Source organism: Hungatella effluvii, from assembly GCF_003201875.1.
Lineage (GTDB): Bacteria > Bacillota > Clostridia > Lachnospirales > Lachnospiraceae > Hungatella > Hungatella effluvii.
The window spans coordinates 22041-40588 of record NZ_QJKD01000017.1; the positions used below are offsets into that span (position 1 = coordinate 22041).

General features: G+C 51.1%; 17 protein-coding genes. 2 read left to right on the top strand and 15 right to left on the bottom strand.

Going from position 1 to position 18548, the window contains the following annotated elements; all coding sequences use genetic code 11:
- Window positions 1-30 precede the first annotated feature (30 nt).
- A complete protein-coding gene (locus DFR60_RS24355) occupies window positions 31-558 on the bottom strand; it encodes an NADH-quinone oxidoreductase subunit NuoE family protein (protein WP_110325303.1) in 528 nt (175 codons plus the stop codon).
- A gap of 437 nt (window positions 559-995) precedes the next feature.
- Here DFR60_RS24355 and DFR60_RS24360 point away from each other — a divergent pair, with 437 nt between their 5' ends.
- Window positions 996-1409 carry an EamA family transporter gene (locus tag DFR60_RS24360; RefSeq protein WP_110325218.1) on the top strand — a complete coding sequence of 138 codons (414 nt, stop codon included), beginning with the start codon at window positions 996-998 and terminating at the stop codon, window positions 1407-1409.
- Window positions 1410-1474: 65 nt separating this feature from the next.
- Here DFR60_RS24360 and DFR60_RS24365 read toward each other — a convergent pair whose 3' ends face one another.
- The 11 genes from DFR60_RS24365 to DFR60_RS24410 all read right to left on the bottom strand — a co-directional run bounded on the left by DFR60_RS24365 (window position 1475) and on the right by DFR60_RS24410 (window position 12813).
- The gene (locus tag DFR60_RS24365; RefSeq protein WP_002603675.1) at window positions 1475-1789 is read right to left on the bottom strand and encodes a DUF1540 domain-containing protein; all 315 of its coding nucleotides are present in this window, start codon (window positions 1787-1789) and stop codon (window positions 1475-1477) included.
- A gap of 73 nt (window positions 1790-1862) precedes the next feature.
- Window positions 1863-3812, bottom strand: coding sequence for a threonine--tRNA ligase (gene thrS / locus DFR60_RS24370; RefSeq protein ID WP_110325305.1), 1950 nt, complete (start codon window positions 3810-3812; stop codon window positions 1863-1865).
- Window positions 3813-3877: 65 nt separating this feature from the next.
- Window positions 3878-5263, bottom strand: coding sequence for a sodium-dependent transporter (locus DFR60_RS24375; RefSeq protein WP_110325219.1), 1386 nt, complete (start codon window positions 5261-5263; stop codon window positions 3878-3880).
- Window positions 5264-5427: 164 nt separating this feature from the next.
- The gene (locus DFR60_RS24380; protein ID WP_110325220.1) at window positions 5428-6339 is read right to left on the bottom strand and encodes an AEC family transporter; all 912 of its coding nucleotides are present in this window, start codon (window positions 6337-6339) and stop codon (window positions 5428-5430) included.
- Between the two features lie 102 nt (window positions 6340-6441).
- Complete coding sequence (locus DFR60_RS24385; RefSeq protein ID WP_243005174.1) at window positions 6442-6810, bottom strand: hypothetical protein; 369 nt, start codon at window positions 6808-6810, stop codon at window positions 6442-6444.
- A 111-nt stretch (window positions 6811-6921) separates the two neighbouring features.
- Window positions 6922-7047 (bottom strand): hypothetical protein, encoded by a 126-nt coding sequence (locus DFR60_RS31160; protein ID WP_278321397.1) that lies wholly within the window; start codon window positions 7045-7047, stop codon window positions 6922-6924.
- A gap of 447 nt (window positions 7048-7494) precedes the next feature.
- Entirely contained in the window at window positions 7495-8547 is a 1053-nt protein-coding gene (locus tag DFR60_RS24390; RefSeq protein WP_320934766.1) for a branched-chain amino acid aminotransferase, read from the bottom strand.
- Window positions 8548-8628: 81 nt separating this feature from the next.
- Window positions 8629-9540 (bottom strand): acetamidase/formamidase family protein, encoded by a 912-nt coding sequence (locus DFR60_RS24395; protein ID WP_110325221.1) that lies wholly within the window; start codon window positions 9538-9540, stop codon window positions 8629-8631.
- A gap of 21 nt (window positions 9541-9561) precedes the next feature.
- Window positions 9562-10923, bottom strand: coding sequence for an MATE family efflux transporter (locus tag DFR60_RS24400; RefSeq protein ID WP_110325222.1), 1362 nt, complete (start codon window positions 10921-10923; stop codon window positions 9562-9564).
- Between the two features lie 139 nt (window positions 10924-11062).
- Window positions 11063-11482 carry a VOC family protein gene (locus DFR60_RS24405; protein WP_110325309.1) on the bottom strand — a complete coding sequence of 140 codons (420 nt, stop codon included), beginning with the start codon at window positions 11480-11482 and terminating at the stop codon, window positions 11063-11065.
- Window positions 11483-11541: 59 nt separating this feature from the next.
- Window positions 11542-12813 carry a hypothetical protein gene (locus DFR60_RS24410; RefSeq protein WP_110325223.1) on the bottom strand — a complete coding sequence of 424 codons (1272 nt, stop codon included), beginning with the start codon at window positions 12811-12813 and terminating at the stop codon, window positions 11542-11544.
- 164 nt (window positions 12814-12977) lie between these two features.
- Between DFR60_RS24410 and DFR60_RS24415 the strand changes: the two genes are divergently transcribed.
- The gene (locus tag DFR60_RS24415; RefSeq protein ID WP_110325224.1) at window positions 12978-14267 is read left to right on the top strand and encodes an alkyl/aryl-sulfatase; all 1290 of its coding nucleotides are present in this window, start codon (window positions 12978-12980) and stop codon (window positions 14265-14267) included.
- A 113-nt stretch (window positions 14268-14380) separates the two neighbouring features.
- Here the strand turns inward: DFR60_RS24415 and DFR60_RS24420 are convergent, their stop codons facing one another.
- From DFR60_RS24420 to uidA, 3 genes are all read right to left on the bottom strand, one after another.
- Window positions 14381-15256, bottom strand: a complete 876-nt coding sequence (locus DFR60_RS24420; protein ID WP_110325225.1) for a histidine phosphatase family protein — start codon at window positions 15254-15256, stop codon at window positions 14381-14383.
- 273 nt (window positions 15257-15529) lie between these two features.
- Complete coding sequence (locus DFR60_RS24425) at window positions 15530-15988, bottom strand: hypothetical protein (protein WP_110325226.1); 459 nt, start codon at window positions 15986-15988, stop codon at window positions 15530-15532.
- A 563-nt stretch (window positions 15989-16551) separates the two neighbouring features.
- Complete coding sequence (uidA, locus tag DFR60_RS24430) at window positions 16552-18369, bottom strand: beta-glucuronidase (protein ID WP_110325227.1); 1818 nt, start codon at window positions 18367-18369, stop codon at window positions 16552-16554.
- Window positions 18370-18548: the final 179 nt, after the last annotated feature.

The window sequence follows — 18548 nt, forward strand, 5'->3', positions numbered from 1 at the left end:
TTTTATTTTCCATTCCGTTATTCCTCCTAGTTATGAGCGCTCAGCGTGCCCGTCATAATATCTTGCAAGAATCTGCTCCAGCTTATCCGGATTCACCTGTTTGTAAACCTGGCCGTCAATGGACATCGCCGGGGCCAGACCGCAGGCGCCGATGCAGCGCGCCACCTCCAGCGTAAACTTCCGGTCCTCCGTCGTATCGCCGATCTTCACATCTAAAAGCTCCTGAAGCCGTTCCGATATCTTCTTTCCACCCCGCACATAGCACGCCGTTCCGAGACAGACGCGGATCGTGTGCTCTCCTCTCGGCTGCGTGGAAAAGAAGGAATAAAAGGAAACCACCCCGGATACCTCGGACAGCGGAATATCCAGCGCGTCCGCAACCGTCTTTTGTACCTCCAGGGGCAGATATCCATAGATTCCCTGCGCCATGTGAAGCACAGATATCAGAGACCCCTCCTTTCCCCTGTACTCCGAAGCCAGCTCCCCAATCCGTCCGAGTAAAGTCTCCGGACTGCTGTCACACCCTTCGCAGCAGCAATGTTCCGTGTTTTCTTTCATCATGATTCCTACCTCCTCATTATATTGTGAAAAATTATACAAAGTTAAAGAGAGAGCAGCCTCATCAGCTGCTCTCTCTCATCCACCATGTATTATTGAAACACCAAAACCTCTTATGCTCAAAACAGTATCCCGACATCGTCAATCCTCACTATTCTGAAATCTAAAAAATTTTTAGGTAATCTAATTTTTTTATAGTTTCATACTATCATGCAGTGACAACTCCTGTCAAGCCATTGTTTTTTTTTTGACACAATCTGCGCTGCCACTATCACAGTTCACTCTCCTGCGCACCAGGTATTTTATGAATTTACAGGCATGATGAGATTGAATATTTGCGGGAAATATCTTACAATCATTCTATCAGGCTTCATGGCCGCCGCACTTTATGAAAGTTCTGGTGCGGTCTGAAGCATTTTAAAGGAGGAATCTCATCCATGTGGTTTTTGTTTGCTCTCCTCTCATCGGTTTTTGCCGCTCTGACATCCATACTCGCCAAAGTGGGGATCGAAGGCGTCAATTCCAACCTGGCTACCGCAGTCAGGACCGTCGTGGTCGTGATTATGGCGTGGGTCGTCGTATTCATGACCAACACCCAGAGCGGTCTTCCCGATATCGGCAGGAAAAGCTGGATTTTCCTGATTCTTTCCGGCCTTGCTACCGGCGCCTCCTGGATCTGTTATTACAAGGCGCTGCAGATGGGGGAAGCCTCCAAGGTGGTTCCCGTAGACAAATTCAGCATCGTGCTCACCGTCATCCTGGCTTTTCTCTTCCTGCATGAGCAGATCACCATCAAAAAACTGGTGGGAATCCTGCTTATCACGGCCGGAACCTTTTTCATGATCCTTTAGGAGGCAAAAACACCGCATGGCAAGAAGCTTACGCGCTTCCCGCCATGCGGTGTTTTTATTTTCTATTATCTTTCCCTGAATGATGCACATTCCGTGTGGCTGGCCTCACTCGCACCGTCTCCGGCGATACCGATATGATCCGCGGAACAGTGGCGGCCTTCGTTATATACACATTTTACCGCTTCACAGTCCACTTCCAGCCTGTTTTCAGGTGTCTTGAACAGGTTATGGTAAGCACCGTCCTTATTCTCGTCAAAGCTGCCGCAGCACGTATCACACGTGTCTTTTGCCTGCTCGCCCTCTACGATGATCGCAGCCTTACAGCAGCAGTTTTCCGCATTGTGAAGGCAGTTTGTCACGTTACAGTCCAATCTCGTCATGGAATATCCCTCCTTGAGAATTCTTAAATTCTATCGCTTCTGCAGGAGTTATTATGCGCAGGCGGAACAGGAACTATTCGACATTAATTGTTTTAATTTCCTTTGTACGGATTTCACAGCTGATGGCGTCGATGAAATCGGAAAGGGACTTCTGCCCTTCGTCTCCGTTAAAACGGCTGCGGACAGATACAAGGCCGTCCTCCTCTTCCTTCTGTCCCACGACCAGCATGTATGGAAGCTTGGCCAGACGCGCCTCTCTGATCTTGTATCCGATCTTCTCCGCGCGCTCATCCACAGTCGCCAGAATACCGTTAGCCTTAAGCTCTGCTTCCACCTTTTCCGCGTAATCATGATACTTTTCGGATATCGGGAGCACTCTCACCTGTTCCGGACACAGCCATGTCGGGAACGCGCCTTCGTACTTCTCGATCAGCCAGGCCAAAGTTCTCTCATAGCAGCCCATGGAGGTGCGGTGGATAATATACGGACGCTTCTTGGTGCCGTCCTTATCCACGAAGCTCATGTCGAACCGGTCGGCTAAGAACATATCCAGCTGAATGGTGATCATGGTGTCTTCCTTGCCGTATACATTTTTCGCCTGGATATCCAGCTTCGGGCCGTAGAAGGCAGCCTCGCCCACTTCTTCCGTGTACTCGATGCCGATGTCGTCGAGAATCTTTCTCATGGCAGCCTCAACTTCATCCCACATCTCAGCATTTCCCAGATAATGGTCGGCATTCTCCGGATCCCATTTGGACATACGGTAGGTCACGTCTTCTTCCAGTCCCAGCGTCGTCAGGCAGTATTTTGCCAGGTCCACACAGCCTTTAAACTCCTCTTCCAGCTGGTCCGGTCTCACCACGAGATGGCCCTCGGAAATGGTAAACTGGCGCACACGGGTCAGTCCGTGCATCTCACCGGAATCCTCGTTGCGGAAAAGTGTGGAGGTCTCGCCGTATCTGCATGGCAGGTCGCGGTAGGACTTGGGACTCTGTTTGTATACGTAATACTGGAATGGACAGGTCATGGGGCGCAGTGCGAATACTTCGTCGTCCTTCTCCTCGTCACCAAGCACGAACATTCCTTCTTTGTAGTGATCCCAGTGATCGGAAATCACATATAAATCCTTTTTCGCCATCAGAGGAGTCTTCGTCCTCATATAGCCGCGTTTCTCTTCCTCGTCCTCGATCCATCTCTGAAGCGTCTGGATGATCTTTGCGCCCTTCGGCATCAGTAACGGAAGGCCCTGTCCGATTACATCCACGGTAGCGAACAGCTCCAGCTCACGTCCCAGCTTGTTGTGATCGCGGTTCTTGATATTGGCTAAGTACTCCAGATATTCGTTCAGCTCTTCCTTCTTCGCAAAGGCCGTTCCGTAGACACGGGTCAGCATGGCGTTCTTCTCACTGCCCCTCCAGTAGGCTCCTGAGGAAGAGGTCAGCTTAAAGGCCTTGATCGGCTTCGTGCTCATCAGATGAGGTCCTGCGCATAAATCCGTAAAGTCCCCCTGGCGGTAGAAGGAGATCTCCGCGTCTTCCGGTAAATCCCGGATCAGCTCCACTTTATACGGCTCCCCTTTTTCCTCCATAAATTTGATGGCTTCCTCGCGCGGAAGCGTAAAACGCTCCAGCTTTTCGCCGGCCTTGATGATCTTCTTCATCTCGGCTTCAATCTTATCTAAATCATCCCTTGAAAAGGAAGGAGTCTCAAAATCATAGTAAAAACCGTTCTCGATGGACGGTCCGATGGCCAGCTTCGCCTCCGGATAGAGGTGCTTCACCGCCTGTGCCAGCACATGGCTCGTCGTGTGACGGTAGGCCGCCAGTCCGGCCGGATCATGAACGGTCAGGATACTTAAGCTGCAGTCCTGCTCTACCGTAGTTCTCAAATCCACTACCTTGCCGTCTACCTCGCCTGCGCAGGCATTTCTCGCAAGGCCTTCGCTGATATCCGCCGCAATCTCATAAACGGACATCGCCTGTTCGTATTCTTTTACTGAACCGTCTTTTAATGTTATCTTCATCATTAAGTTTCTCCTTTTCTATCATCTTTCCCCTTTGTCAGAGGCAAAATACGTTTTATACTTCATCAGGAAAGCCCTTCACCGCGCCCAAGCGTAAAGTAGAGAATCACCGCGATCACAAGAGGCGCCAGAAATCTCACGATAAAACTCCACGTTATCCTCATCACCATCGGGTATCTTCCCTCCGATTCGATCTCCTCCACCGCGTTCTTCGTCCCCCATACCCATCCGACAAACAGGCAGAAGGCCAGAGCGCCCAGAGGGATCATCAGGTTGTCCGTAAATTTTTCCATCACTGTATTCATCGGCAGCATGGTAAAGCCCTGTGAGAAATCGAGCCACGGAAGCTTAATGCCTCTCGCATCGGACTGCGACAGGGAGTATCCGGCGCTCAGCACCGTCATCGGCACCGATAAGGCAATCGTGGATTTCAGCCTGCTGAAATGAAACTCTTCGCTGATAAATGCCACGCAGCTCTCCAGAATACTGATCGCACTGGTCAACGCCGCAAAGAACAACAGGATAAAGAACACCAGTCCGAACAGCTTGCCGCCCGGAAATCCGGCGAACACCTCCGGCAGCGCCATGAAGGCAAAGCCGCCGCCCATTCCCAGTCCTTCCGCCCCCAGCGTGACAAACACAACCGGGATGATCGCAAAGGCCGCCAGGATGGCCACCATGGTATCCAATGCGCAGATGCTGACCGCACTCTTCACCAGATGATCATCCTTCGGAACGTAGGAACCGTACGTCACCATGATCCCCATGCCTACGGAAAGGGAAAAGAATGCCTGTCCCAATGCCCCTACCAGCGTGTTGCCGTTAAATGACTCCGGCCGAATGGTCAGCATAAAGGCAAGTCCCTCTTTCGCACCCGGGAGCGTAACCGCCCGGATCACACAGGCCAGAAGGAGGAGAAACAGTGCCGGCATCAGGACCTTGCTGACCCGCTCAATTCCTGAAGACACGCCCTTTACCACCACATAGATACAGAGTAGAAGAAATGCCGCTCCCCAAAGAAGCGGTTCCACCGGCTTCGCAATGAAGTCCGCGAAATACGTCTGGTACGGATTCGCCGCAGCCCCGAAATGCGCGCCGCTCGCATAGACCCAGATATATTTCATTACCCAACCGCCCACAATGCTGTAGTAAGACATAATGACGAAGAGAGTCAGAACGCCGATTCCTCCCACGAATGTGAATCGCTTATCCAGCTGCCGGAATGCCCCGATCACATTTTTCTGCGTCCTCCTTCCGATTGATAATTCCGCCAGCATTACCGGAAAACCAATCAGGGCGACGATAATGATATAGCAGAGAATAAATGCGCCTCCGCCGTACGCCCCCACCTTTCCCGGAAACTTCCATATATTGCCCAGGCCGACCGCAGAACCTGCAGCCGCCAGTATGAATCCTACGTTGCTTGCCCACTGGCTTCTCTTCTGATGCATAGTTTCCTGTACTCCTCTTGTCTGTTCGTTTTGTTATTCCCGCGAGCAGCGAGTCAGCCGGGCGCGTTTGCGGGTCCACTTAACGACTGCCGCGAGGGTCAAAAACCCCGCCTCTCGCGGCGCTGCGAGTTTGATGCCCCGTTGCTTGCGGCGGGGTTTTTGACTTACAGCAGTATAATAAGTGCGGCTGTAATCGCTGCGATGCTTATGATGATGGAGAGGGAGTTGACCGCGCTCGCCATCTCTACATCTCCATTCAAGGCCCCCGTAAATGCCGGAGCGATCGAGGCCACCGGACCCAGAGACACGATGGCCAGAGTCTGGCGCACTTCCAGTCCGAAGGGGGCGAAGAAATAAAAGCCAACCGCCATCAGAACCGCGATGCCGTAGCGCATCACGAGAATCTGCACAATCTGTGCAATTTTTTCCCGGTCCATGTGGATTTCAAATCCGATCCCAAGCATGAGGAGCGCCAGAAACGCATTGGCACCACCCGCTGTATCCGCGAAGCTGATCATCACTGCCGGAAGCTGCAATTTTAAAATGCTGAGAATCGTCATGACGATATACGCGTCAAACGGAATCGAGGAAAAGAGCTTCTTCGTCATTCCCAGGAGAGACGGCTTTTCATCCTCTCCTACCACCATACCTGCCAGTGTAAACGTCATCCCCGTACACATAATGGAGTTGCCCGCGTCAAACAGGCTGGTGGCCGCAAATCCCACAGGGCTTAAAAAGCTCTGCACAAAGGGCATAGTGAAATTGCCGATATTGTAGCCCGACATATTGAGCATGGCAAAGGCCCTCGTCTCCTTCGGCTTTCTTATATTGATCCCATATCCGACGGCGATCGTCACAAAATTGCAGAGAAGTCCGATTACGCACATGGCAAGCAGTGAATAATCCATGGTTATCCTGCTGAAATTCGATACAATAGCCGCCGGCAGTGTTATTTTAATCACGATATTGGAAATCAGGTAAAAATCCTTTGCGTGAAAAAAGCCCGCCCGCTTCAGAATATAGCCCATGGCGATGATTGCAACAAACGCAAACGCTTTTGTCAGTACTGCTGTCATATCCAGTCCCCTCCCGGCCATTGATCACGGCCATCTTTTGCCTCTTAAAATTTGCACACAATTTTCATCCTAACCTGTTCTGAACATTTTGTAAAGAGTAATTTACGAATCCGTTTCAATTTCTTTGTCCATATGCATTGCATAAGAGACATCCGGCCTCAGTTCGGCCTCCACACGCTCAAAATTCTCCTCCAGAACCGGAAACGGAGGCCATGCGTAATCGCAGATCAGCTGCAGCACCGCCTCTTTCACGGAAAGCGTATTGTCACTGACGATGACCACCTGCAGAAGGTCCACAATGGCGTCCTGATACGGCAGCTGATACCCAAACCACGGATCCAGAAAACGGTCCAGACAGAAAAGAAGGCTCTCCTTCTTCCCCATATCCGTTCCCATCAGGACATTCCTTATGGCCTCTATCCCGCTCTTCACGATCTCCATCTCATCATCGGTATAAGTTATGTAAGACATCTGACATCTCCCGCCTTCCTCTCATCATGACAAAAGGAGCTGCCCACTGATTACCCAGCGAGGCAAGCTCCATCAAAACTTGTCTGTTCCGGTTCTTTTATTCTGTTCCCATTATTTTGCTGCTTCATGCGTTTTCTCTAAGATACCTTCCCCTCTGCCCTCTTTTTTACCTTCCCTGCGGCTCAACTCCTTTTCATCAGCAATATGCCGCTGCTCATCATATTCCGTCAACAGCACCTCGAACACCTCCGCTGCCCTGTAAAGTCACAGGAAAGATCCGGGAAACGGGAGCGCCAGACCAGACAGCAGCAGCCGGAAGCGGAGACTGAACTGTTACTCCGGATCCCGTCTTGTTTTTCCTCACACTACCAGTACACAGCCCGAGGCCTTCCGGGTGGTCTGGGGAGCAGGAGAGACGGGAGAACGAATGGTTTCCTTTTCCGAGGTTCGCTGGAACTTAAGCAGAAAGGCGGGAAAAAGTGGTGGTGAAAGTTGGCCTCAAAGCCAACTTTCAAGTGCACATGGAGGAGAAGTCCTTCAGGAGTTCTCCGTAATTTGCGCGATCCGCCACTTTTTCCCGTCTTTCTGCTTTAGTTCCAGCCACTGAGGAAACAAGAAACCGTTCGGTCTCCCGTCCCTCCTGCTCCCCGGACCACCCGGAAGGCCTCGGGCGGGCGTCCCGGCTTATTCAATCACATGAATCCACCCTTCAGGCGCCTCAATTCTTCCCATCTGAATCCCGGTCAATGTATCATACAGCTTCTTCGTCACTTCTCCCATCTCGCTCATACCGCTCGGCAGGCAGATTTCTCTCTCATGATCCACAATCTTGCCCACCGGGGAGATAACGGCCGCAGTACCACACAGTCCGCATTCCGCGAAGTCCTTCACCTCTTCCAAAAGCACTTCTCTCTCCTCCACTTCCAGTCCCAGATAGTCCCTGGCAACCACCATCAGGGAACGGCGTGTGATCGACGGCAGAATGCTTTCAGACTTTGGAATAACCACCTTCTTATCTTTAGTCACAAAAAGGAAGTTGGCTCCGCCTGTCTCCTCCACCTTCGTTCTCGTTGCGGGGTCTAAATACATATTCTCGTCAAATCCGGCGCGGTGGGCTTCCATGATCGCATGTAAGCTCATGGCATAGTTTAAGCCTGCCTTGATATGGCCTGTGCCGTGAGGTGCCGCACGGTCGAAATCGCTGACACAGATGGTGAGCGGTTTTACGCCGCCCTTGAAGTAAGGACCTACCGGTGTGGTAAAAATCCGGAACTGGTATTCATCCGCCGGCTTCACGCCAATAACCGGATTGCTTCCAAACATATACGGTCTGACATAAAGCGTCGCTCCGCTTCCAAATGGCGGCACGTATGCGGCATTGGCCGCCACTGCCTTCGTAACGGCTTCCACGAAACGCTCCTTCGGGAATACCGGCATCTCAAGCCTTCTGGCGGAATTCTCCATACGCTCTCCGTTTAAGTCCGGACGGAAGGTTACGATACGGCCATCCTCGGTAGTATATGCTTTCAATCCCTCGAAAATCGTCTGCGCATACTGCAGAACACCTGCGCACTCATTTAATACAATATTCGCATCCTCGGTCAGAGTACCCTCATCCCAAGCTCCGTCTTTAAAATTGGATACATATCTTTTTTCTGTCTGTATATATCCAAATCCTAAATTTCCCCAGTCGATGTTCTTCTTTTCCATACGTATCTTCCTCTTTCCCTCGTTGATTTGTTTCCTGATTCATTTTTAATTCAATTCTTAATTTTTTTCATTATTATACTTTTCCATATAAAAGTCAAGACATTTTCCTCAGGAACCAGAGATCGAATAAAAGCCATAACTCTGAGTTATATAACGAGGCAGTTCCATTCTAACGGTTTTCATCGGATTCACGGTCTGGCAGATGATCAGATTGCCTGTCATCGTCAGAAGCATGCCGGCATCCGAAACCTCCATTCCAATCTTTTCTCTCATGAAATCATACATCTGTCTCGTCGCGGCCCGCCAGGCGCCTTCCACATCTTCCGCCGATGCGATGGTGATCAGACGGTCCTCCGTCTCGATCATGGGATATGGGACGCAGTACTCATTCCGCACCACATCGACGCGAACCGTAGCCCGGCCTTCGATCTCCAGGCCGCAGTCCTCCACTTCCCCGTCGCCCATGATGGCGTGGAAATCACCCATGGACAGAAGGCCTCCCTCAGCAAAGACAGGAAGGTACAGCACGGCGCCCTTTTTGATCTGGGTGCAGTCCATATTTCCGCCATGATCCATGGGAGTTATGGTGGAAACACCATCTCCCGCCGGCGCCACACCGATCACGCCGATCATCGGCTCCACCGGGATTTCCACTTTGCCGTCGTAGTATGCCTTTCCATCTTTGACAGGAACGCGTTTTAATACCTTTTTCGGAAATTCCGACCTCTCGCTTCCGCTGTTCGGCCCCAGCATCACAATGCCAACAGGTCCCAGCTCGATATCCAGAATCTCGATCTTAAGCATGTCCCCCGGCATCGCTCCCTCAATGTACAGAGGGCCGGTGGCCGGATTCCCCGGTTTTCTCACCACATTTTCAAAGGTAGCCTCCTCCGGCAGGAACTGGTTCGTAAAGCAGTCATACGTCTCAAATACCACCGTCTCTCCCGCCTGAATGGAAGCACAGGCTGCATTGTCCTTTGAGAGCACGTTCGTTATAAATTCTTTTGTTATCACTTTCATCTCTGTTCTCCCTGATCCTGTTTATTTTTTCTTACCACTGAGCTCCGGCCATACTGTAATCAGCATCGTGATGAAGCAGGCCGCCCCGCCGATAAAGTTGGACACCGGTTCCGCCATGAGCACGCCGTCTGTTCCCAGTCCAAACATCAGAGGAAGGACCAGCATAAGCGGAATCACGATGATTACTTTCCTGAAAATCGAGAAGAACACCGCATTTTTCGCTTTTCCCAGCGCCACAAACACGGATTGGCCGGCGAACTGAAGCGACATCATGAAAAAGCCGAAATAGTAGATCCGCATGGCCGGAATTCCTTCCCTGACCAGATCCGCGTCCTGATTGAAGATGCGGATAAAGAATTCCGGAAAGCCATGGACAAACAGCCACATGACCGTCGTATAGGCGATTGAGACCACCGAAATGAATACAATGGCCCGTTTCACCCGCTTATACTCTCCCGCCCCGTAATTGAATCCCATCACCGGCTGCGCGCTGTTCGTCAGGCCATTAACCGGCATGGAAATGATTTCCCGGACAGAGTTGATCACGGTCATGATCCCTACGTACAGATCTCCGCCATAATGCTGCAGTGACGCATTGTACATGATCTGTACCGAGCTGTTGGTAATCGCCATGGTAAAGCCCGACATGCCGAGGGCCACGATGTTCTTAACCCGCTGCTTCTTCAGCCGGAACGCTGAAGTTTTCAGCCTTAAAATCGCCTTCCCGCCCGTCAGAAACTTTACGATCCAGAGGGCAGACAGAAACTGGGACAGTATCGTGGCAAGCGCCGCCCCTCTTACTCCCATATGAAAGGTAAAGATAAAGATGGGGTCCAGAATAATGTTGGCGACCGCGCCGAGGAGCACGGTCATCATGCCGATGGTGCCGAACCCCTGCGAGTTGATGAAGCTGTTCATCCCCAGACCGATCATTACGAAAATACTTCCGAGAAGATAGATGCTTATGTACTGATCCGCATACGGATACGTGTTGTCACTGGCCCCGAACAGATAGAGCATGGGCTTTTTGAGGGCCAGTCCCACCACAGTCAGCCCGATTCCGAATATTACCATCAGGACGAAGGAGTTGCCCATAATCTGCTCCGCCTCCTCCTTATTGCCGCGGCCGCGTTCGATGGAGCACAGCGGTGCCCCACCCATGCCAAATAAATTGGCGAACGCGATAACCATGGAAATAATGGGCAGACAGAGCCCCAGGCCGGTTAAAGCCAGCGTGGCATTCTCCGGAATCCGCCCGATGTAGATCCTGTCGATAATATTATAGAGTACATTGATCAGCTGGGCCATGGTCATAGGGACCGCCAGCTTCATGATATTTGATACGATACTGCCTTTTGAAAAATCATTTGCTGTGTCTGACATGGTGTTTCAATCCTTTTACCTGTAACATTTCTATCTATCATATCACTAACCGCCGCATTTGCAAAGTGCTTTATCCCCTGCTGCCGTCAGGCGTTCCCGGTCAGTGTTCCAGGTCAGTGCTCCTGATCAGCACTCCCGGTCAGTGTTCCTTCAGGACATTGATCTGCCATCCGATGCCGTACCGGTCCGTCACCATACCGAAACAGCTGCTCCACGCCGTCTCCGAAAGCTCCATCTCTGCCTTACCGCCTTCCTTCAGATACCCGAAGATCTTCCTGGCCGTCTCCTCGTCCTCCGGCATTAAAGCGATCGTGATGTGGTTTCCCTGTTCATAAGGCATACCCGGAAATGTATCGGAAAACATCAATTTCTTTCCCTTCACGTTGATCTCCGTATGCATAATCAGCTTCTTCGCCTCCTCCGGCATCGGCCATGCGGGATTCTCTCCGCTCTCCCCGAAGGTCAGAAACTTCGGCTGCTCCGCTCCAAACGCCTTCGCATAAAATTCCACCGCCTCCCGGCAGCTTCCGTTAAAACGGATATAGGGTGTAAATTCCATCCTGTGTTCCTCCTTGGATTCTAAGATGGAATTAGTATAACCGGATATCCATTTCTTTATCATTTTTCCATTTTTGCCTCCGGCGAGTGGGACATGCTCCGAAAGAACGCTTCCGCCCATTCGTCCTCCCTGTGTTCACAGGAAGCCGTTATCAGCGCAATCTGATATCCGCCTGCCACTTCACCCACATACTGGCTGCACGGACCGTCCGTCTCATGCTCTGTGGTTCCTGCAAACGCAAACCTGTACGCTAAGCAGCCATTCTCTCCGCTTACCGGTTCGCCCTCTGCGCCATCGAAAATCCGCTCCGTGATCTCCGGGCTCTCCTCTCTGCTTTTTAACGCCGTAATCCGGATTGCATGCCAGTCCTCCTCCAGACCGTCATACCATAAATGAGAATTACTGTCCTCATCGTATTCATAGAGATAGTAGCCCGGAACCACAAAGGTCATGGTGCCGATCTTATCCCGCACATTCCCGCGCCTGTAGCCGATGGGATAATCCGGTTCATACACCGGCACATCCGCCACAGCCTCCGGCTCTCTTCCATTTAGCCGGCAGAGCAGGATGTATTCCTCCGTTGGAAATGGAAGGCCCCGGTCTAAGAGAAGGGCTTTTTCGAGATTATCAATGATACGGTCATTCATCCGTTTATCCCGCTCGCTTCTGCTGCCCGGCATAAAATAACACTCTTCCCACATCAGGCTGAGAGCTGTATTTCTGTAATATCCCGCATCTCTTCCCGGCTCATTCCAGATGAAAAATTCCTTTGCGAAGGGCTCAATCCCCTCATTTTCCACCCAGCCCAGCATTTTCTGGACTGAAAACCGTCCGAAGGGAGTGAACACGGTGCCAGGAACCTCCTCCGGCGTGTACTGATCCAGATCCCAGCAGAGACCAAAAGACACGGCATCCGGCCATTTTTCTTCCCGCTCCCGGCATACCGCAACCAGGTTTTTCAGCCATCCGTAAAAATGTTCTTCTCTCATCCGTTCAAAATCATGGTCATCCTCATAGCCGGTCTCATCGTCCAGAATAAATTCCAGATCAGTCTCTCTGGCAAGCTCTTCCACGAAATGAACCGCCGCCGCGTGAAATCCTGCTCCCGCCAGACTGGAGGTACACTCTCCATAGACCATCTGCGCCGGAATTTCCCCATCCAACCCGGAGCTGAACTGAAAAAACACGTCTCCCAGACGGCAGAATCCCACACGCATATAGTCTTCCTCCTGCCGTACCTCATACCGCTTCTCTTCCCCCAGCATCCGGATCATCTGCTTCACAAACCGTTTATCTTTAACCACTGCCTGGCACGTAAATCCCACACTCATACTTTTTTCCTTTCCCTTCGATCACTCATTTTGGCCGCTCCTTCTGTGCTACTGTTCACGAGCCCCGTCTGCACTCTTTTCATTATACTCAGGGAAGCAGCCATTTGTAAAGTATTTGGAATTGTGGTAAAATAAGAAAAACACACATGCTGGGAGGGATATACTTGTTAAGTAATGATGCTGAAGCAAGATTAAAAGAATTCAACGATACCGCGTTTCCGAAAGAGATGATCACAATCACCGACCGCGTCCGGATCGCGGTCGGCTGGGGGCACAGCAACTGTATTATCGTGGAAGGGGATACGTCCCTGATTCTGATCGATACTCTGGATTCCGACGCCAGAGCCGCGCGCCTGAAGGACGAGCTGTCCCGTCTGACGGATAAACCCGTAAAGACCATTATTTTCACCCACGGCCATCCGGATCACCGGGGCGGCTGCGGAGCGTTCCGTGACACGGTGGAGGAGATCATCGCCTTCGCGCCCAAGAAGGCCGTATTAAAAGGGACCGAACGAATTAATCCAATCTTAAACAAAAGGACTTTCCGTCAGTTCGGCTATGGACTGAGCGATGAAGAACTCATTACCCAGGGTCTGGGGATCCGGGAAGGCCACGCCATCGGTGACGGCGTCTACTCGTTTCTTCCTCCCACCACACTTTATACAGAAGATTCCGTCAAGCGCACCATCGATGGAGTTGCCTTCGAGATGGTATCAGCGGTCGGCGAGACGGACGACCAGATCTTTCTCTGGCTTCCGGAGGAGCAGATCATGTGCTGCGGCGACAATTACTACGGCTGCTGGCCCAATCTCTATGCCATCCGCGGCGGACAGTACCGCGACATAGCCGCCTGGGTGGACAGCCTGGAACACATCATGAGTTATCCGGCCGAGGCCCTGCTTCCGGGCCACATGCTTCCGGTCCTGGGACACGACCGGATCACAGAGGTCCTCGGTAATTTTAAAGAGGCCATCCGCTGCATCCTGGATGAGACTCTTGCCTGCATCAGCCAGGGGCTTTCCCAGGACGAAACCGCTGCCCGGGTGGTTCTTCCTGAAACCTACCGCTGCCTGCCGTATCTTCAGGAGTATTACGGCACAGTGCAGTGGTCTGTGCGCGCCATCTATCAGGGATATGTGGGATGGTTTGACGGCAATCCGTCCAATTTAAACCGTACTGCACCGGAGAAATACTCCCGCAATCTGATAAAACTGGCCGGTGGAGAGCAGGCCATTTCCGCCGCTGTCAAAACGGCTCTGGAGGAGTCGGAATTCCAGTGGGCCTCCGAGCTCTGCGACCTTCTTCTTGGCGCCGGAGAAACCGTATCCGAAGAGGGGAAAACAAACGCCCGCCATTGGAAGGCCGAAAGTCTGAGACAACTCGCCAGGCTGGAAACCAGCGCGAACGGGCGCCACTATTATCTCAGCTGTGCAAAAGAGCTGGAAAAGGAATAGGCTCCGTTAAACTTTAGAGTGCTCTTCATAGTGAGTAAAAAAGGATAGGGAAAATACGGTCAATCGCCGTCTTCCCTATCCTTTTCTATCCATTTTTCCCTTCTTGCTGATCCCTACTCTTCTATATAACTCATATCATTAACCGATTCCACGGTAAACGTTCCGTTGTCATAGATAATTTTTGTGATGGAGGCATTTCCCAGTTCTCCCGCTGCTGCATTCGGGTCGATGGCAGCGACTGCGGCTGAAATGGCCATCCCATGTGAAACCACCAGAACCTGTTTCTGCCCGCGCTTTGAGGCATCACCCGCGATCTCACGGATTCCGTCCATAACCCGCTTCTGTGCCGTCTCCCACGTCTCCGCGGTTTTGCTCTCATCGGTTTCCGCCATTGCAGTTACCGCATCTTCAATTTTCAGCTTGCCTCCCATGACCGCTCCCATCATAGCGTCCACACTGTCATAGCCCAGCGCCTTAGCAGCCGGTGTGTATGCTTCTGCCGGCATGGCCCCCTCATAAATTCCGTAGCACACCTCCCGGACCTTGGGATTTCTCTGTAAGGATACCTCTGGCTGTCCATTATTCTTCAGGATCAGCTCTGCCGTTTCCATCGCTCTGCCGCTGTCACTCGTATAAACCGCATCAAAGGTAATTCCGGCCTTTTTTAACCCGCGTCCCAATTTTTCAGCCACCGCCGCGCCGTCCTCCGTAAGCGGAGAATCACACCAGCCCTGCATACGCCCCGTCGTATTGAGCATGGTCTTCCCGTGCCGCGTCAAAAACAGGGTCACCGGTGCCGGCTCCATGGCCTGCGCCTCTGTTGATTCTTCGGCCTGCGTCACTGTTGATTCCCCGGCCTGCGCCTCTGTCTTTACCTCGGCCTGCGCCTCTGTCCGTTCTTTCGCCGGTGCCTTCGCGCAGCCTGTAAGGGCCGCTGATGCGCATAAAATTCCCGCCATCATAATTGCCATCACTCTTCTCTGTCTCATTTTTCTCTCCTCCGTTGTTTATTATTCTTATTCGGTCCGGTCAGAATCCGAACCGCACCACCCCTGGTTCTATCTCATTGTAATCATTTTTCCAGTCGCAATCTACGCATATCTTAACCAAATCATACACGGAAATTGACACTTTCAGCCCTGACAATAAATTCACAGAGACGCAGGCAGACAACAAAAAAGCCGCATCCCGCTGCTGAACGGAATACGGCCATTCGTATCGTATCGACACCTTATACCAATGAGTCGGAGCTATTATATTTGTCAGATACGCACGGCATATAAGTCGAAATTAACAAGCCACTCGCCATCCTCTTTTACCGCAACATCCTGCCAATGAAAATACTTGTCCTCAATTTTAGCAAAAACCCATTTTCTTCTTTTATCCTCAATATTTGTAAGAACGATTTTATCACCCTGCTTTGCCGCTTCAAACCGCATAATTTTTCCAGTATAACAATATACGACATCCCAGGCGTGTGCATCGGGCTTGTAGACTCGAAGCGTTGTTCCGTATTCGAAGCCTGGCAAGACAATCACATCCTGTATTGCCATCCCCTCAAGAACCCATGAAAAATGCCATTCGCCTTTTATCACGCGGGAATTGCTGTTGTCAACATATTCGATTTTCCAACTGCCAATCAGTTTTCCAAAATAATCAAACGCTTCAGGCAGTGCCTTATTCTTTCCTTCGCTTATGAGTGCTTCAAAGAAATGATTCACAGGAAATCCTCCTATCCAATGCATCTTTTAATTCAAACAAATTCTGATTGTATGGTCTTGACCATAATTTTTCGGTTCACCATTTCGACATATCAAAACAGACAGGCAATCTGTATTTTGGGCGGTGTCAATATCTAAAATCTTCGTAATATGAATTCCATGAATGCGGCATACCCTCATATTCCATAAGCGTTCCACCCAAATCAAAAACAATGACCTGTTTCATTATTTCCTCCGTTAAAGTCAAAAATGGTATTATGGATTCATTTTACAGTATTTTGTACTATTTTACCACCCCCTTTCTATGCTTGCTCCATAATTTTCTTACCGCATAATGGATAAGAAAGAGTGTGGAAAAGGTCGTAGGGCGGGATGTCCTCATCCCGCCCTGCATTTTACCATATCTCTTTATAATTTCTTATAAGTTCTCGTAGAACGCAGGCGTCAAAAAGCGCCAAACGTATTTTGAAAACTCTGACGCAGAAACGCACAAACTCGCAAAAGTATGATATTCATGCAGCTTTACGAAGCTTTTATATTTTCACAGCAAATAGACCGTTCTACTATTTTTTATATCCAAATTCCGGAATCTTCGTCCAGCGGTCGCGGAGGTAATGGGCGACCAGCTTCGGCTTTCTGTCTCTTGTGAAGATTCCCTTTTTGTTGCCCTGCACCCGGAGAAGGCTCTGGCTGGTGGCAAAATCGGCAAAATTCCATACCTGCTCGCCTACGAAATTCTCCAGGGAGTCAGCAACCTCGTGATTGACCTTATAGTACTCTACCTGATACTCCTCCGTGTACATCACCGGAGTCGTGTCGTGGAAGCCGCTTACTGTGTCCGCTCCGTATTCCGTATACATGAACGGTTTACCGAGGGAATTCCAGAAGGTCAGTTCTTCCCGGCACAGCTCCTTCGCCATGTCTAAATCGCCGCCGCAGGCATACCAGCCGTAATAGCGGTTTAAGCAGAAGACGTCGCTCAGTTGGATGGTGCAGTCCTCCTTGTAATTAGGCATCTGGACACTGACGATGGTGCAGGGACGTTTCTGAGGATCGGTCTCCCTTGCCAGATCGTATAACGGTTTAAAGTAGGCGTATGCGCCAGGTCCGCCGGAATCGGCCTCGTTGGCAATACTCCACATGACAACACAGGCGTGATTCTTGTCACGCAGAATCATATCGCGGACTACGTCCATATGGTGTTCGTGCGTCCGGATTCCGCCCTCTTCCGGCGGATCGAAGGTGTTGATCCGTTTTCCGTCTTTGAAGTTTGCGCCGCCTCCAAAATTCAAATGAACTCCGACTGCCGGTGTCTCGTCGATCACCACGATTCCCTCTTCATCACACAGACGCATCATCTCTTCGCTGTACGGATAATGGCTCGTGCGGAAGCTGTTGGCTCCCTGCCATTTCATCAGGGAAATATCCTTCGTATTCATAGGCATGTTAAGCCCTCGGCCGGCCGGGAACGTGTCCTCATGTTTGCCATAGCCCTTGAAGTAGAACGGACGGCCGTTGATCAGGAATTTTCCGCCTTCCGTCTTCACAGTGCGGACACCGTAAGGAAGGGAGTAGACATCCTCACCGAAGGTCACTCTCACCTCATATAAATAGGCACAGAGCGGCTGCCACAGGACAACATCGGAAATCTCCAGGGTACCGTCGGTTCCTTCCGCTTCCGCCGCCAGTCTGCCGTCCTTCGTGTATACGGCGATCTTCGCGGTTCCGTCTCCCACGGTCTCAAGATGGTAGGCAATGCGCGCTGTCGTATTCTCCACCTCCGCGTTTAAGAGGATGTCCTGTACATATGCGGCCGGAGTCGTATAAAGCTTGACCGGACGGGTAATTCCACAGTAGTTAAAGAAATCGAAGTTGGGATTGTTTCTCTTTCTGGAGGTCTTTCCTCCTCCCATTCCCATTAAGTCTCCCATTCCGCCGCCCGTCTCGCTGCCGACCGGAAGGGTGGTATGGTCGATCCGGTTGTCCACCGCCACCGTCAGGAGATTCTCCCCTTCTCTCAGATACTCGTTGATCTGTACCTCGAACGGGAGGAAGCCTCCCTTATGCTCTGCGATCAGTTCACCGTTTAAATAGATCTTTGCAATGTGTGTAACTGCGGCAAAACGCAGAACCAGACGCTGACCCGTCATGTAGGACGGCACCGCCAGCGTTCTTTGGTAGAAGCACCAGCCGTAATGGTCACGGAACGCTTCTCCCTCTTTTAAATCATTGTAAGACGCCGGAACCGGCATGGTCATCGCTGACTCCAGTGGCCGTTCATACCATTTTTCCTCAAATCCCCGGCCGTCATCCAGTTTAAATGCCCAGACGCCGCTTAAATCCATCAGTCCCCTCGACTGCGTTAAAATCGGATATAACATGTCCCATACACTCTCCTTTTATTAATCTGTTATCAGTATAACAGATTTCCCGCCAACACTGCTAGGACAGTTTTGACGGGAATCCGGACAATTTTTAGGTTATTATTAAAGTTTACGGCCTCCGCCTGCCCTTGCTTCCCGGTCTGTCCCGGCTGACGCGTGCTCCGTTTCCTGTGACT

What these genes read in the sequence shown, in the direction of transcription:
- DFR60_RS24355 (WP_110325303.1), bottom strand. Translation starts at nt 558, where the DNA reads ATGAAAGAAAACACGGAACATTGCTGCTGCGAAGGGTGTGACAGCAGT.
- DFR60_RS24360 (WP_110325218.1), top strand. Translation starts at nt 996, where the DNA reads ATGTGGTTTTTGTTTGCTCTCCTCTCATCGGTTTTTGCCGCTCTGACA.
- DFR60_RS24365 (WP_002603675.1), bottom strand. Translation starts at nt 1,789, where the DNA reads ATGACGAGATTGGACTGTAACGTGACAAACTGCCTTCACAATGCGGAA.
- thrS (WP_110325305.1), bottom strand. Translation starts at nt 3,812, where the DNA reads ATGAAGATAACATTAAAAGACGGTTCAGTAAAAGAATACGAACAGGCG.
- DFR60_RS24375 (WP_110325219.1), bottom strand. Translation starts at nt 5,263, where the DNA reads ATGCATCAGAAGAGAAGCCAGTGGGCAAGCAACGTAGGATTCATACTG.
- DFR60_RS24380 (WP_110325220.1), bottom strand. Translation starts at nt 6,339, where the DNA reads ATGACAGCAGTACTGACAAAAGCGTTTGCGTTTGTTGCAATCATCGCC.
- DFR60_RS24385 (WP_243005174.1), bottom strand. Translation starts at nt 6,810, where the DNA reads ATGTCTTACATAACTTATACCGATGATGAGATGGAGATCGTGAAGAGC.
- DFR60_RS24395 (WP_110325221.1), bottom strand. Translation starts at nt 9,540, where the DNA reads ATGAAAGTGATAACAAAAGAATTTATAACGAACGTGCTCTCAAAGGAC.
- DFR60_RS24400 (WP_110325222.1), bottom strand. Translation starts at nt 10,923, where the DNA reads ATGTCAGACACAGCAAATGATTTTTCAAAAGGCAGTATCGTATCAAAT.
- DFR60_RS24405 (WP_110325309.1), bottom strand. Translation starts at nt 11,482, where the DNA reads ATGGAATTTACACCCTATATCCGTTTTAACGGAAGCTGCCGGGAGGCG.
- DFR60_RS24410 (WP_110325223.1), bottom strand. Translation starts at nt 12,813, where the DNA reads ATGAGTGTGGGATTTACGTGCCAGGCAGTGGTTAAAGATAAACGGTTT.
- DFR60_RS24420 (WP_110325225.1), bottom strand. Translation starts at nt 15,256, where the DNA reads ATGAGACAGAGAAGAGTGATGGCAATTATGATGGCGGGAATTTTATGC.
- uidA (WP_110325227.1), bottom strand. Translation starts at nt 18,369, where the DNA reads ATGTTATATCCGATTTTAACGCAGTCGAGGGGACTGATGGATTTAAGC.